The following is a 14,598-nucleotide window of genomic DNA, read 5'->3' on the forward strand; positions in this document are numbered from 1 at the left end:
CCTCGTCTGGGGTGACCCGGCCCTCTTCGACAGCACGATCGGCATCCTCGACGACATCGACGGCGTCGCGTTCACGTACACCGTGATTCCCGGCATCTCCAGCGTGAGCGCCCTCGCCGCGCGTCACCGGATCGGGCTCAACCGGGTCGGGCGGGCCGTGCAGATCACCACCGGGCGCCGGCTCGCCGCCGAGGGCATGCCGACCGATGTGGACGATCTCGTCGTGATGCTCGACAGCCGCAACGCCTACCGCGAGGTCGAGGGTGACGTCGACATCTACTGGGGCGCCTACCTCGGCACCCCGGACGAGATCCTGCGGGCGGGCAGGCTCGCGGACGTCAAGGACGAGATCGACGGTGTACGCGCGGCGGCGCGCGCCCGCAAGGGCTGGATCATGGACACCTACCTGCTCCGCCGGCCCAGGACGCTGGGCCCTGGGCCGGCTTGACAGCGGCTAGACGACGTTGATGTCGCTGCACCACATGTAGGTCTGGTCCATGTGCGACGCCTTCCAGATCACGAACATGACGTGTGGTCCGGAGCGCCCCGAGAACGAGACGTTGAACGAGATGTTCTGCGCGGGCGCGTACCGTCCGGTCGTCGTGACCAGGTCGACGTTGCCCCACCCGACACTCTGCGTCGCCGGGTTGAAGCCTTGTTTGGTCACGTAGACGCGGAAGAAGTCAGCGCCGTGGCTGGCCTGGTCGTACATCTGGACCGTGAAGCTGCGGCCGACCGTGGTCGCCTTCCACGCGCCCGGGCGGTTGAGGGTGTCGTTGCGCGAGAGGGCGTTGCTGCACAGCTGCCCGTCCGGGGTGCGCGCCTGGAACTGACCGGCGAGGCCGTCCCGCAACGCGCTCATCCAGTTCCACATGGTGTCCGGGTTGGCCTGGAAGGCCGCCCAGCACATGGGGTCCTGTTGCTGCATGGCCGGGTTCATGTGCTGGCTGCCCCAGGTCTTCCAACACTGGTAGGCCCGGCTCGCCGGGTTGATGATCGTGCCGTGTGCCTGCGCCGCGCCGCTCCAGGGCAGCAGACCGACCACCACCGCGAACAGCAGCACGAGTGCGCGAAGGGATCGCCGGGTCGTGTGTGGATGCACTGTTCATCCTCCGTTCCTGGGAAACAACGGGTCGGATGGGAGCGCTTCATTCACCATCGCATTGATGAACATAAATATCAAGCCGCTAGAGTCCGGCGGCCGCGTCGTACCGTGTGCGCAGGTCGTTCATCTCCGATTCGACCAGCGCCTCCTTGAGCGCCAGCTCGGCGTACTTCGCCGGGAACATCTCCCGCAGCCGGTCGACGAACATCACGTCCGCGGTGGCCTCGACCACGCGGATGCCCGGCGGATCGGTGGACATGTCCATGATCAGCGGGCCGGCCAGCTTGACCGCCACGTCCCACGGCGCTCCGGGCTCGGCGACCCCGCAGAGGTGGAAGCCGTAAACCGTTCGCACGTCGGTGAATGCGCTGACCTCGGCCGGCTCGTAGCCGTAGACGCGGACCCCGCAGATCACCGGCGCGTCCGCGGTGGTCACCGCGTGTCCACCGTGGTTGTGTTGCCCCGGGTCCACCTGCTCGAGCGTGGTCCGCAGCCGGGTCGTGATCTGCCCTTGCAGATCCACCGGGTCGGACTTCCCGCCGGCCAGTGCCATCGCGCCGGCCGACGCGGCCAGCAGGATCACGGCCACCCACACGAAGCGGTTCCGGGCCCACCCCGCGACGGTCTTTCCAGAGAGCATTGCTTTTCACCTCGCCGGTTTCTGGTGCACAGAGCTGTGCCCGTCGTGGAGGTGACCCGGCGAAGTGCTGGCCGTGCTCAGCACGGTTGCCCCCGTGCTGCGGCGATGTGAGCCATTCCAACACATCTGCCCTGGCTCCAGCAAGATGGACGTCAATGTTGCACACTGCACGACATGCGCACGACCGTCCTCATCCTGGGCGGCACCACCGAGGCCCGAGAGCTGGCCGAACTGCTGGTCGACGAGCCGGACACGAGGATCGTCACGTCGTACGCCGGCCGGACCGCGAGTCCGCGAACGCCGCCCGGCGACATCCGCACCGGTGGCTTCGGCGGACCCGACGGCCTGCGGGAATGGCTCACGGCCCACGCGCCCGCGATCCTCGTCGACGCCACCCATCCGTTCGCGCAGACCATCAGCGCCAGCGCCGCGGCCGTGCCCGAGGTGCCCCGGCTGCGGCTCGTCCGTCCAGGATGGACCGAACAGGCCGGCGACCGCTGGCACCGCGTGCCCACCCTCGACGCGGCCGCCGCGGCCCTGCCCGCCCACGGCGACCGGGCGTTCGTCACCACGGGTCGGCAGCGGCTCGACGCGTTCACCGCACTCGGGCTGCCCCTGCTGCTCGTCCGCTGCGTCGAGCCGCCGGGCGGGAGCCTTCCACCGAACGTGCGTCTGCTGCTCGACCGCGGCCCGTACACCGTCGAGAGCGAACGCGCCCTCCTGGACCGGAACGGCATCGACGTCGTCGTGGCCAAGGACAGCGGCGGCGACGCCACGCGCGCCAAGCTCGACGCCGCCCGCGAGCGTGGCATCCCGGTGATCCTCGTCGACCGCCCCATACAGCCCGCCGTGCCGACTGTCGACACACCCGCCGCGGCCGCCGCGCGCGTGCGCGAACTACTCTCCGCACCGTGACGTTCGTACTCCTCTCGACCGCGGACACCGATCTGCTGGCCGCCGCCGCCGCCGACGCGCCGTGGCGGGTCGCCAACCCCGCGCGGCTGGCCACCGAGGACCTTCCCGCGCTGCTCGACGGGGCGGAGGGCGTGGTGCTGCGGCTGCTCGGCGGCCGCCGCACCTGGCCCGACGGCGTCGACGCGGTGCTCGCCACCGGCCTGCCCGTGGTGGCGGTGGGCGGTGAGGCGGTGCCGGACGCGGAGCTGACCGCGCTCTCGACAGTCCCGGCCGGCGTCGTCGCGGACGCACAGCGCTACCTGGTCGCCGGCGGCCCGGCCAACCTGCTCCAACTGCACCGCTTCCTGGCCGACACGCTGCTGATGGCGGGCGAGGGCTTCGACCCACCGGTCGAGTTCCCCGCCTACGGGCCGCACGGCCCGCAAGCCGACGGTGCGGGCCCCAGGATCGGCATCGTCTTCTACCGCGCGCACGCGCTCGCCGGCAACACCGCGTTCGTGGACACCCTCGCCGCGGAGGTCAGCAGGGCCGGCGGCACACCGCTGCCGGTGTACGCCTCGTCCCTGCGCTCCGCCGAGACCGGCCTCTACGAGCTGCTGCGGGGCTGCGACGCGCTGATCGTCACGGTGCTCGCGGCCGGCGGCACCACCGCGGCGGACGCGTCCGCGGGCGGCGACGACGACGCCTGGTCCGTCGAGGCGCTGGCCACCCTCGACGTGCCGGTGCTGCAGGGGCTGTGCCTGACCACGACCCGCGACGCCTGGAAGCGCAGCGACGCGGCCCTGACCCCCATGGACGCCGCGATGCAGGTCGCGATCCCGGAGTTCGACGGCCGCCTGATCACGGTGCCGTTCTCGTTCAAGGAACCCGGCCCGGACGGGGTCCCGGTCTACCGCGCCGACCCCGAGCGCGCGGCCCGCGTCGCCGGCATCGCCGTGCGACACGCGCGGCTGCGGTCGATCCCCAACAAGGACAAGCGGCTCGCCATCGTCCTCTCGTCGTACCCGACCAAGCACTCCCGGGTCGGCAACGCCGTGGGTTTGGACACGCCGGCGTCCGCGGTCGCGCTGCTCGCGGCGCTGAGCGAGGCCGGGTACGACGTCGGCGACGTGCCCACCGACGGCGACGCCCTGATCCACACCCTGATCGCGGCCGGCGGCCACGACGTGGAATGGCTCACCGAGGAGCAGCTCGCCGCGGCCCCGGTGCGGGTGCCCGCGGCCACGTACGCCGGCTGGTTCGCGGACGTGCCGCAGTCCCTGCGGGAGAAGATGACCGCGCACTGGGGCGCGCCGCCCGGCGAGCTCTACGTCGACGGCGCCGACATCGTCCTGGCCGCCCTCCGGTACGGCAACGTCACACTGATGATCCAGCCGCCGCGCGGCTTCGGGGAGAACCCGATCGCCATCTACCACGATCCGGACCTGCCGCCGTCGCACCACTACCTGGCCGCGTACCGCTGGCTTGCGTCCAACGTGGACGCGATCGTGCACCTCGGCAAGCACGGGACGCTGGAATGGCTGCCCGGCAAGGGGCTCGGCCTGTCCGGCGAGTGCGCGCCCGACGCGGTCCTCGGCGACCTCCCGCTGGTCTACCCGTTCGTCGTCAACGACCCCGGCGAGGGCACCCAGGCCAAGCGGCGCGGCCACGCCACGATCGTCGACCACCTGGTGCCGCCGATGGCCCGCGCCGACACGTACGGCGACATGGCCCGCCTCGAACAGCTCCTCGACGAGTACGCCACGGTCGCCGCGCTCGACCCGGCCAAGGTGCCCACCCTGCGGGCGCAGATCTGGACCCTGATCCACGCCGCGGAGCTGCACCACGACCTGCACGTCAGCGACCAGCCGGGCGACGACGAGTTCGACGACTTCGTGCTGCACGTCGACGGCTACCTGTGCGAGATCAAGGACTCGCTGATCCGGGACGGCCTGCACATCCTGGGCGCGCCGCCGGCCGGCGAGGCCCGGGTCGACATGGTGCTGGCGATCCTGCGCGCCCGCCAGGTCTGGGGCGGCCGCCGCGGCGCCCTGCCGGGCCTGCGCGAGGCGCTCGCCGCCCGCCTGGGCCTCGACGACACCGCGCTGCACAGCGACGCCCTGGAAGACGTCGCCCGCCGACTGGTGATCGCCATGGAAGGCCACGCCTGGGCTCCGGACGCCGCAGCCATCGTCGCGGCCGAGGTGTTGGGGACCACGCCGGCCCCGGCCGGGCTCGGGTCCGCCGTGCCGACTGTAAGTCCAGGCGTCGGAAGCAGCTCGGTTGTCGACGTGCTGAAGTTCGCGGCCACCGAGGTCGTGCCCAGGTTGGCCGCCACCACCGACGAGATCACCGCCGTGGCACACGCCCTCGACGGCGGTTACGTCGCCGCCGGTCCGTCCGGCTCCCCCACCCGCGGCCTGGTCAACGTGCTCCCGACCGGGCGCAACTTCTACTCCGTGGACCCGAAGGCGATCCCGTCGCGTAACGCCTGGGACGTCGGCCGCGCCTTGGCCGACTCGCTGCTGGCCCGGCACCGTGAAGACACCGGCACCTGGCCGGCCCTGGTCGGGCTCACGGTCTGGGGCACGAGCGCGATGCGGACCCAGGGCGACGACATCGCCGAGGTGCTCGCGCTGATCGGCACCCGGCCGGTCTGGGACGACGCGTCCCGCCGCGTCACCGGCTTCGAGATCGTGCCGCGCGCAGAGCTCCAACGGCCCCGGATCGACGTGACGGTGCGCATCTCCGGCTTCTTCCGCGACGCCTTCCCGCACGTGATCGCCCTGCTGGACGACGCGATCGCCGCCGTCGCGGAGCTGGACGAGCCCGACAACTTCGTGCGGCAGCACGCCCTGGCCGACCAGGCCGAGCACGGCGACTGGCGGCGGGCGACCACCCGGATCTTCGGTTCCCGGCCCGGCGCGTACGGTGCCGGCCTGTTGCCGTTGATCGACGCCCGGAACTGGCGCGACGACCGTGACCTCGCCGAGGTGTACGCGGTCTGGGGCGGCTACGCCTACGGTCGCGGGCTGGACGGCCGGGCGGCGCGCGGCGACCTGGAGACGGTCTACCGGCGGATGGCCGTGGCGGCCAAGAACGTCGACACCCGCGAGCACGACATCGCCGACTCCGACGACTACTTCCAGTACCACGGCGGCATGGTGGCGATGGTTCGCTCCCTGCGCGGCAGCGACCCGGCGGCGTACATCGGCGACTCGCACCGCCCGGACGAGGTCCGCACGCGGTCACTGGCGGAAGAGACCAAGCGGGTGTTCCGGGCCCGCGTGGTCAACCCGCGCTGGATCGAGGCGATGCGCCGGCACGGCTACAAGGGCGCCTTCGAGCTCGCCGCGACCGTCGACTACCTCTTCGGGTTCGACGCGACCGCCGGCGTCGTCGACGACTGGATGTACGAGCAGCTGGCCGCCGCCTACGTCCTGGACCCGTCGGTGCGCGAGTTCCTCGACAAGTCCAACCCCTGGGCCCTGCGCGGCATCACGGAACGACTCCTGGAGGCGGCCGAGCGCGGTCTGTGGGCCGCCCCGCGGGAAGAGACGATCGATGCGCTGAAGGCCGAGTATCTGCGGACGGAGGGTGACCTCGAGGGGTCTTGACTCTTGCTGTGCGCCGTCCGAAGGACCAGGCGCCTTGGGGGCACAGAGGGAGCGTAATCTCACTCCCTTTGACGCGGCCCGCTTCGGTGGGTCAGCATGTCTGAACGAGCGGTGCGGAGGAACCCGGTGCGATTCCGGGGCGGTCCCGCCACTGTCACCGGGGAGCGAACCCTCACCCGATTGGTCACGGCCCGCAAGGGGTTGGAAGGCCGAGGGGGAGCGTCGATCCGGGAGCCAGGACACTCGGCCGCTCGCCGTCGAACCGTCGCGGGCGTGGACACCCGCGGAAGGGATTGCGCCATGTCGTCGCGCCGGCACGCACAATGACCGCCGCGTACCCGTTCTCCGCCGTCGTCGGCTTGGCCGACCTGCGCCAGGCCCTGCTGCTCAACGCCGTCTCGCCGGTGATCGGCGGGGTGCTCGTGCGCGGCGAGAAGGGCACCGCGAAGTCGACGATGGTGCGCGCCCTCGCGGCGCTGCTGCCGGACATCGCGGTGGTGCCGGGCTGCCGGTTCGCCTGCGACCCGGCGGCGCCCGACCCGTCCTGCCCCGACGGTCCACACGCCGGCGTCGCGCAGAGCGTGCGCCGGTCGCGGCTCGTCGAACTGCCGGTCGGCGCCACCGAGGACCGCGTCGTGGGCACGCTCGACGTGCAGCGGATCCTGACCGAGGGCACGAAGGCGTACGAGCCGGGCCTGCTCGCCGCCGCGCACCGGGGCGTGCTCTACGTCGACGAGGTCAACCTCCTCCCCGATCACCTGGTCGACCTGCTGCTGGACGCCGCTGCGATGGGGCGCGCGTTCGTCGAGCGCGACAGCGTCTCGCTGCGGCATGCCGCCCGCTTCCTGCTGGTCGGCACGATGAACCCGGAGGAGGGCGAGCCGCGCCCGCAGCTCGTCGACCGGTTCGGCCTCGTGGTCGAGGTCGGCGCGCCGCAGGAGCCCGCCGACCGGGCCGAGGTGGTCCGCCGCCGGTTGGCCTACGAGGCCGACCCGGACGGCTTCGCGGCCCGGTTCGCCGACGCGGACGCGGCCACGGCCGAGCGGATCGTGGCGGCCCGGGCGCGGCTGCCGAAGGTCACCCTGCCGGACGCCGCGCTCGACCGGATCGCCCGGATCTGCCTGGCGTACGGCGTCGACGGGCTGCGCGCCGACATCGTCATCGCCCGCACGGCGGTCGCACTGGCCGCCTGGCGCGACCGGGCCGTGGTCACCGACCAGGAGGTCGACGACGCCGCCCGGCTCGCCCTGCCGCACCGGCGGCGGCGCGACCCGTTCGACCCGCCGGGCGCCGACCAGCAGGCCCTGGACGACGCGCTGGACCAGGCCGGCGCGTCGGAACCGCCGCCGGAGCCGGACGACGACGCGGGCCCGGGCGGCGGGCGCGGTCCCGGTCCCGACGACCCGCGGCCGGAGGACGGGGGCCCTGGCGACGGCGCCACGCCCGACGCCGCCACGCCCGACGCCGAGGACCGGCCGGGCGCCGCACCCGCCACTCCCCCGCCGGCGATCGCCGAACCGGTCGGCACGGCGTACCGGACCCGGACGCTGACCGCCCGCTCGCGCGGCCGCCACGGCCACAGTGGACGGCGCTCGCCCGCCTACGCCGGCCGCGGCCGGGTCGCCGGCTCCCGGGCCCCGCGCGGCCGGATCGGCGCCGTCCACCTGCCGGACACCGTGCTCGCCGCCGCCCGCGACCACCGCGGTGGCCGGGTCGCGATCGAACACGGCCACCTGCGCGAGGCCGTCCACATCGGACGCGAGGCGAACCTCGTGCTGTTCGTGGTCGACGCCTCCGGCTCGATGGCCGCCCGCGCCCGGATGGCCACCGTCAAGACCGCCGTGCTCTCGCTGCTTCGCGACGCCTACCAGCGGCGAGACACGGTGGGCATGATCACGTTCCGGGACACCGACGCCACGACCGTGCTGCGCCCGACGGCCAGCCACGAGGTCGGCGTGCGCCGCCTGGCGGACCTGCGCACGGGTGGGCGCACGCCGCTGGCCGCGGGCCTGGCCGCCGCCGCCCGCACGCTGGCCGGCGAGCGCCGCCGCGACCCGCTGCGCCGCCCGCTGCTGGTCGTGGTCACCGACGGCCGGCACACCCGCGGGCCCGACCCGCGCACGGTCGCGCCGGCCCTGGCCGGCGTGCCCAGCGTCGTGGTCGACTGCGAGACCGGCCCGGTCCGGCTCGGCATGGCCCGCACGCTGGCCGGCGCGCTGGACGCGCAGTACCTCCCGCTCGCGGCTCTGTCCGCCGCCACGATCAGGGCGGTGTGAGCGCATGCCGCAGGGCAGGGTCGAACGGGTACCCGACGACGGGCTGACCACCCGGGAACGGCGGCGGCAACCGCTGCTCGCGGTGCACACCGGCATCGGCAAGGGCAAGTCGACGGCCGCGTTCGGGATGGCGCTGCGCGCCTGGAACGCCGGCTGGCCGATCGTCGTTTTCCAGTTCGTGAAGAGTCCGAAATGGAAGGTCGGCGAGGAGTCGGCGCTCAGGGCGCTCGGCGCACACCACGCGGCCACCGGGGCCGGCGCGCCGGTGACCTGGCACAAGATGGGCGAGGGCTGGTCGTGGCTGGCCCGGCCGGGCGACGAGCGCGACCACGCCGCCGAGGCCGCCGAGGGTTGGGCGCAGGTCAAGCGGGACCTGGCCGACGAGCGGTACCGGTTCTACGTGCTCGACGAGTTCACGTACCCGATGAAATGGGGTTGGGTCGACGTCGCCGAGGTGGTGACGGCACTGCGGGCCCGGCCCGGCAACCAGCACGTCGTCGTCACCGGGCGGGACGCCGCGCCGGCGCTGGTCGAGGCGGCCGACCTGGTCACCGAGATGAGCAAGGTCAAGCATCCGATGGACGCCGGCCGCAAGGGACAGCAGGGCATCGAGTGGTAGCCACGCCGCGCATCGTGGTCGCCGCCCCGGCGTCCGGGCACGGCAAGACCACCGTCGCCGGCGGGCTGCTGGCGGCGTTCGCCGCCCGGGGCAGGCGGGTCGCCGGATTCAAGGTCGGCCCGGACTACATCGACCCGGGCTACCACGCGCTGGCCAGCGGCCGGCCCGGGCGCAACCTCGACCCGGTCATGGTCGGCGAGGAGCGGATCGCGCCGCTGTTCGCGCACGGCGCCGCGGGCGCCGACCTCGCGGTGGTCGAGGGCGTGATGGGGCTGTTCGACGGGCGCGCGCACGCCGGCGAGCACGGCTCGACCGCACAGGTGGCCAAGCTGCTCTCCGCGCCCGTCCTGCTGGTGGTCGACGGATCCGCGGTCGGGCGCTCGGTCGCGGCGCTGGTGCACGGCTTCCGCGGCTTCGACCCGACGCTGCGGCTGGCCGGGGTGGTGCTCAACAAGGTGGGCTCCGACCGGCACGAGGCGATCCTGCGGGAGGCGCTGGAGGAGGTCGGAACGCCGGTGCTGGGCGTGCTCCGCCGCGCCGAGGCCGTCGCCGCACCGTCCCGGCATCTCGGGCTCGTCCCGGTGGTGGAGCGCCACGCATCGGCCGCGCAGGCCATGGCGGCCCTGGCCGATCTAGTCGCGTCCAGTGTGGACCTGGCGGCGATCGAGGCGGCGGCCGCCGCGGCGCCGCCGCTGGCGGTCGAGCCATGGTCACCACCTGTTTCGGCGGCCAAGGCCACGCCGGTGGTCGCGGTCGCCGGCGGGCCGGCGTTCAGCTTCTCCTACGCGGAGACCACCGAGCTGCTCGCCGCCGCCGGCGCCGAGGTCGTGACCGTGGACCCGCTGCACGACGAGGCGCTGCCACCGCGGACCGCCGCGCTGGTCGTCGGCGGCGGCTTCCCCGAGGTGTACGCGGCCGAGCTGTCCGCCAACGAGCCGCTGCGGGCCGCGGTGGCCGCCCTGGCGGCGGGCGGCGCACCGATCGCGGCCGAGTGTGCCGGGCTGCTCTGGCTCGCCCGCAGCCTCGACGGCGCGCCGATGTGCGGCGTGCTGCCCGCGGAGGCGGCGATGACCGGGCGGCTCACGCTCGGCTACCGGGACGCGGTGGCGATCTCGCCGAGCTGGCTCGCGCCGGCCGGCACCCGGGTCACCGGGCACGAGTTCCACCGGACGGCGACCACGCCCGGCGCCGGTGCGACGCCCGCGTGGGGCTGGCGGGAGCAGCCCGCCGAGGGCTTCGTGGCGGGCAACGTGCACGCCTCCTATCTGCACCTGCACTGGGCCGGTGCCCCGGAGATCGCGGAACGGCTGGTGGCGGCATGCGCCTGATCGGAGTCGGCGTCGGGCCCGGGGATCCGGAGCTGATGACGCTCAAGGGCGTGCGCGCGCTGGCGACCGCGGGCCGGGTGTTCGTGCCCGTGCTCGATCCCGCGGACATCGGGCGGGCCGAGGCGACCGTCCGGGCGCACGCCGCGCACGACCGGATCGAGCGGCTGGTGTTCGCGCTCAACGAGCGGGCGGACGCCGGGCGGCGGGAGCGCTACTGGGACGCGGCCGGGCGGCGGGTCGCGCAGTGGCTGCGGGAGGCCGGCGGCACGGCGGCGTTCGCCACGATCGGCGACCCCAACGTGTACGCGACCTTCGGCTACCTCGCGGAGACCGTACGCGGGCTGGTCCCGGCCGTGGAGATCGAGACCGTGCCGGGCATCACCGCGATGCAGGCGCTGGCCGCGGCGGCCGGTCGCCCGCTGGTCGAGGGCGGCGAGGAGCTGGTCCTGCTGCCGATGGCCCGCGGTGACCTCGGTGCGCTGCGGGACGCGCTGGAGCGGGACGCCACCGTCGTGGTCTACAAGGGCGGCCGGCACATGGCGGCGATCGCCGAGGCGGCGGCCGGGCGCGGTGCCGTGGTGGGCAGCCACCTCGGGCTGCCGGACGAGAAGGTGCGGCCGCTCGACGTGGTCGACGGCCCGTTGCCGTACCTGGCGACGGTGCTGATCCCGGCCGTGCGCGAGCGACGGGGAGGAAAGCTGTGACCGGTCGGGTGAGCTTCGTCGGTGCCGGCCCGGGCGCCGCGGACCTGCTGACGCTGCGGGCGGCCCGCCGGCTGGCCGAGGCCGACGTCGTGGTCTGGGCGTCCAGCCTGGTCTCCGCCGAGGTGCTCGAACACGTCCGGCCCGGCGCCGAGGTGGTCGACTCGGCGGCCGTGCCGCTGGAGGCCGTCGTCCAGATCTACCACCGCGCGGCGGCCGAGGGCCGGCACGTGGTGCGGCTGCACTCCGGCGACCCCAGCCTGTGGGGAGCGGTCGCGGAGCAGCTCGACGCGTGCGCGGGCCTCGACCTGACGACCGAGATCGTGCCCGGGGTCTCCGCGTTCGCGGCCGTCGCGGCCGCTGCCGGCCGGGAGCTGACCGTGCCCGAGGTGGCCCAGTCGGTGATCCTGACGCGGCTCGAGGGCGGCAAGACGCCGATGCCCGACGGCGAGCGGATCGCCGACTTCGCCCGGCACGGCACCACGATGGCGGTGTTCCTGTCGGCGGCGCGGGCCAAGCAGCTCGCCGAGCAGCTGCTGGCCGGTGGCTACCCGGCCGAGACGCCGGTGGTGATCGGCTCCCGGGTGAGCTGGCCCGACGAGCTGCTGGCCTGGTGCACGATCGGCAACCTGGCCGAGACGGTCCGGGCGCACAAGCTCTGGAAGCACACGCTGTTCCTGGTCGGGCCGGCGCTGGCCGCGCACGGCACCCGCAGCCACCTCTACCACCCGGGCCACTTCCACGGGCACCGCAAGGCCGAGCGGGCGGCCCGCGAGGAGCTGAAGGCCCGACATGCCTGACGTGACGGTGTACGGCCATGACGGCGGGCCGCTCCGGATCGGTGCGGCGTCACTGCTGGTCGGCGGCGAGCGGCACCTGGCGGGCGTCGAGTCGGGCGCCGAGCGGGTCGTCATGGGCCCGGTGGCCCCGGCGATCGACCGGATCCGTGTCCACGATGGACCGGTGGCGGTGCTGGCCAGCGGCGACCCGGGGTACTTCGGCATCGTGCGCGCCCTGCGCCGGGCCGGGATCGACCCGGTCGTCCGGCCGGCGGTGTCCTCCGTGGCGCAGGCGTTCGCCCGGCTTGGGCTGCCCTGGGACGACACGGTGGTGGTGTCGGCGCACGGGCGGGACGGCGGGCTGCGGCGGGCGGCGAACGTCTGTCGCGCGTACCCAAAGGTCGCCGTGCTCACCGGCCCGGGCGCCGAACCGCCGGCCCTGGCGGCGGCACTGCACGGCTGGCCGCGCCGGGTGGTCGTGGCGTCGCGGCTCGGGACGGCCGAGGAACGCATCACCGGCCCCGACGGCGACTGGGCCGAGCCCAACGTCGTCGTCGTGCTGGCCGACGACGACAGCGGCGGTGGACCGGCCGGCTGGCTCGCCGGCGGCATCCGGCCGCCGGACGGCTGGGCGCTGCCCGAGGACTCCTTCGACCACCGCGCCTCGATGATCACCAAGGCGGAGGTACGCGCGGTCGCGCTGCCACACCTGGCCCCGGCCCCGGGCGCACTGGTCTGGGACGTCGGCGCCGGCTCCGGCTCGGTGGCCGTCGAGTGTGGACGGTTCGGCGCGGCCGTGGTGGCGGTCGACCGCGACCCGGCCGCCGCGGAGCTGGTGCGGGCCAACGCCGCCCGGCACGGCGTGGACGTGCGGACGGTGGCCGGTGCGGCTCCGGCCGCGCTGGCCGAGCTGCCCGACCCGGACGCGGTGTTCGTGGGCGGAGGCGGGCCCGACGTGCTCGCCGCCGTTCTCGACCGCCGCCCGTCCCGCGTCGTCGCGGCCTTCGCGGCAATCGAGCCGGTCGGTCCGGCCGCCGCCGCGCTGGCCACCGCCGGATACGCCACCGGGGGCGCGCAGGTGCAGGCCAACCGGCTGGCGGAAATCGCGGGCCGGCACCGGCTGGCCGCGACCAACCCCGTGACGCTGGTGTGGGGGTCGCGATGATCGGCGTCGTGGCCGCGACCGCGGCGGGGCGCACGATGGCCGCCCGGCTCACCGACGCCTGGCCCGACGAGGTCCGCGTCTTCGACGGGCCGGTGCGCGAGCAGCTCGCCGCCGCCTGGCCGACCAGCGACGTCGTGGTCTGCTTCCTCGCCACGGGCGCGACCGTGCGGCTGATCGCTCCCCTGCTCGCCGACAAGCACACCGACCCCGGCGTGGTCTGCGTCGACGAGGCCGGCCGCTTCGCGGTCGCCCTCACCGGCGGCCACGACGGCGGCGCCAACGACGCGGCCCGCCGGGTCGCCGACCTGCTCGGCGCCGAACCGGTGGTCACCACCGCCACGGACAGCGCCGGCCTCCCGCCCCTCGATGGCTTCGGCGCCGACCTCGGCTTCCGGCTCCAGGACCCGGAACCGGTGGCCCGGGTTACCCGCGCGCTGCTCGACGGAGCCGGCGCGACGGTGGTCTGCGACGCCATCTGGCCCGTCCCGCCGTTGCCGGCCGGCGCGCTGCGCCTCGTCGTCTCCGACCGGGTCGACGCCGCCGGCGACCTGGTCTTCCGCCCACCCTCGCTGGTCGTGGGCGTCGGCGCGAACCGCGGCGTGACGGCCGAAGCCGTCGCGCGGGTCGTGGACGCCGCGCTCGCCGCCGGCGGACTCGACCCGGCGTCGGTGCGCGCGCTGGCCACCGTGGACGTCAAGGCCGACGAGGACGGCATCCTGGCCGTGGGCGCCGCGCGCGGTTGGCCCGTGCTCACCTTCCCGGCGGCCGCGCTGGCCGAGGAGGACGTGCCGACACCGTCGGAGGTCGTGCGCGCCGCCGTCGGCACCCCGAGCGTGGCCGAGGCGGCCGCGCTGCGAGCGGCCCGCGACGCCGGCCGGGGCACCACCCTGGTCGTGCCCAAGCAGGTGACGCCGACCGCCACCGCCGCCGTCGCCCGTCTGGTGCCGCGCGGCCGGCTGACCATCGTCGGGATCGGGCCCGGCGCCGAGGACCTGCGCACACCCCGGGGCACCGCCGCCCTGCGCCGGGCCGCGATCGTGGTCGGCCTCGACCAGTACGTCGACCAGGTGCGCCACCTGCTCTCCCCCGGCACCCGGATCGTCGCGTCCGTGCTGGGCGAGGAGGCGAAGCGGGCCCGGGAGGCGGTCGAGCTGGCCACGGCCGGCCACGCGGTCGCGCTGATCGGCTCCGGCGACGCCGGGCTCTACGCGATGGCCTCGCCCGCGCTGGAGCTGGCCGGTGCGGACGTCGACGTCGAGGCGGTGCCCGGGGTGACCGCGGCGCTGGCCGCGAGCGCTCTGCTCGGCGCGCCGCTCGGCCACGACCACGCCTACGTCTCGCTGTCGGACCTGCACACGCCCTGGCCGGTGATCGCCGACCGGCTGCGCGCCGTCGCCGCCGCGGACCTGGTGGCCTGCCTCTACAACCCGCGCAGCCGGACCCGGATCGCCCAGTTCGACGAGGCGCTGGCGAT

Annotated in this window: 12 protein-coding genes and 1 riboswitch; of the genes, 10 read left to right on the forward strand and 2 right to left on the reverse strand. The window is 74.7% G+C overall.

The window, feature by feature from the left end; genetic code table 11:
* On the forward strand, nt 1-448 hold a 448-nt coding region (cobF, locus tag AB0H87_RS25680; RefSeq protein WP_360150558.1), incomplete at its 5' end, for a precorrin-6A synthase (deacetylating).
* Between the two features lie 6 nt (nt 449-454).
* On the opposite strand, the gene AB0H87_RS25685 is transcribed toward cobF, so the two are convergent.
* Nucleotides 455-1,102, reverse strand: coding sequence for a lytic polysaccharide monooxygenase (locus tag AB0H87_RS25685; protein WP_360150561.1), 648 nt, complete (start codon nt 1,100-1,102; stop codon nt 455-457).
* Between the two features lie 85 nt (nt 1,103-1,187).
* Nucleotides 1,188-1,745: a hypothetical protein gene (locus AB0H87_RS25690; protein ID WP_360150564.1), complete on the reverse strand. Its 558-nt coding sequence runs from the start codon at nt 1,743-1,745 to the stop codon at nt 1,188-1,190.
* Nucleotides 1,746-1,919: 174 nt separating this feature from the next.
* On the opposite strand from AB0H87_RS25690, the gene AB0H87_RS25695 reads away from it, so the two are divergent.
* From AB0H87_RS25695 to AB0H87_RS25735, 9 genes are all read left to right on the forward strand, one after another.
* Nucleotides 1,920-2,660: a cobalt-precorrin-6A reductase gene (locus AB0H87_RS25695; RefSeq protein ID WP_360150567.1), complete on the forward strand. Its 741-nt coding sequence runs from the start codon at nt 1,920-1,922 to the stop codon at nt 2,658-2,660.
* Nucleotides 2,657-6,256, forward strand: coding sequence for a cobaltochelatase subunit CobN (cobN, locus tag AB0H87_RS25700; RefSeq protein WP_360150570.1), 3,600 nt, complete (start codon nt 2,657-2,659; stop codon nt 6,254-6,256). Before AB0H87_RS25695 ends, cobN begins: the two co-directional genes overlap by 4 nt.
* Before the next feature lie 58 nt (nt 6,257-6,314).
* Nucleotides 6,315-6,522, forward strand: a riboswitch (cobalamin riboswitch).
* A 57-nt stretch (nt 6,523-6,579) separates the two neighbouring features.
* Nucleotides 6,580-8,532 carry a VWA domain-containing protein gene (locus tag AB0H87_RS25705; protein ID WP_360150573.1) on the forward strand — a complete coding sequence of 651 codons (1,953 nt, stop codon included), beginning with the start codon at nt 6,580-6,582 and terminating at the stop codon, nt 8,530-8,532.
* Between the two features lie 4 nt (nt 8,533-8,536).
* Nucleotides 8,537-9,151: a cob(I)yrinic acid a,c-diamide adenosyltransferase gene (cobO, locus tag AB0H87_RS25710; RefSeq protein WP_360150576.1), complete on the forward strand. Its 615-nt coding sequence runs from the start codon at nt 8,537-8,539 to the stop codon at nt 9,149-9,151.
* Nucleotides 9,145-10,479 (forward strand): cobyrinate a,c-diamide synthase, encoded by a 1,335-nt coding sequence (locus AB0H87_RS25715; protein WP_360150579.1) that lies wholly within the window; start codon nt 9,145-9,147, stop codon nt 10,477-10,479. Before cobO ends, AB0H87_RS25715 begins: the two co-directional genes overlap by 7 nt.
* Nucleotides 10,470-11,183 (forward strand): precorrin-2 C(20)-methyltransferase, encoded by a 714-nt coding sequence (gene cobI / locus AB0H87_RS25720; RefSeq protein ID WP_360150582.1) that lies wholly within the window; start codon nt 10,470-10,472, stop codon nt 11,181-11,183. Before AB0H87_RS25715 ends, cobI begins: the two co-directional genes overlap by 10 nt.
* Entirely contained in the window at nt 11,180-11,980 is an 801-nt protein-coding gene (cobM, locus tag AB0H87_RS25725; protein ID WP_360150586.1) for a precorrin-4 C(11)-methyltransferase, read from the forward strand. The genes cobI and cobM overlap by 4 nt, the downstream gene beginning before the upstream one ends.
* The gene (cbiE, locus tag AB0H87_RS25730) at nt 11,973-13,124 is read left to right on the forward strand and encodes a precorrin-6y C5,15-methyltransferase (decarboxylating) subunit CbiE (RefSeq protein WP_360150589.1); all 1,152 of its coding nucleotides are present in this window, start codon (nt 11,973-11,975) and stop codon (nt 13,122-13,124) included. Before cobM ends, cbiE begins: the two co-directional genes overlap by 8 nt.
* Nucleotides 13,121-14,598 (forward strand): cobalamin biosynthesis protein (locus AB0H87_RS25735; protein WP_360150592.1); only part of this gene is annotated, 1,478 nt, incomplete at its 3' end. The genes cbiE and AB0H87_RS25735, both read left to right, overlap by 4 nt.

The sequence above is a fragment of the Asanoa sp. NPDC050611 genome, assembly GCF_040654855.1.
Lineage (GTDB): Bacteria > Actinomycetota > Actinomycetes > Mycobacteriales > Micromonosporaceae > Asanoa.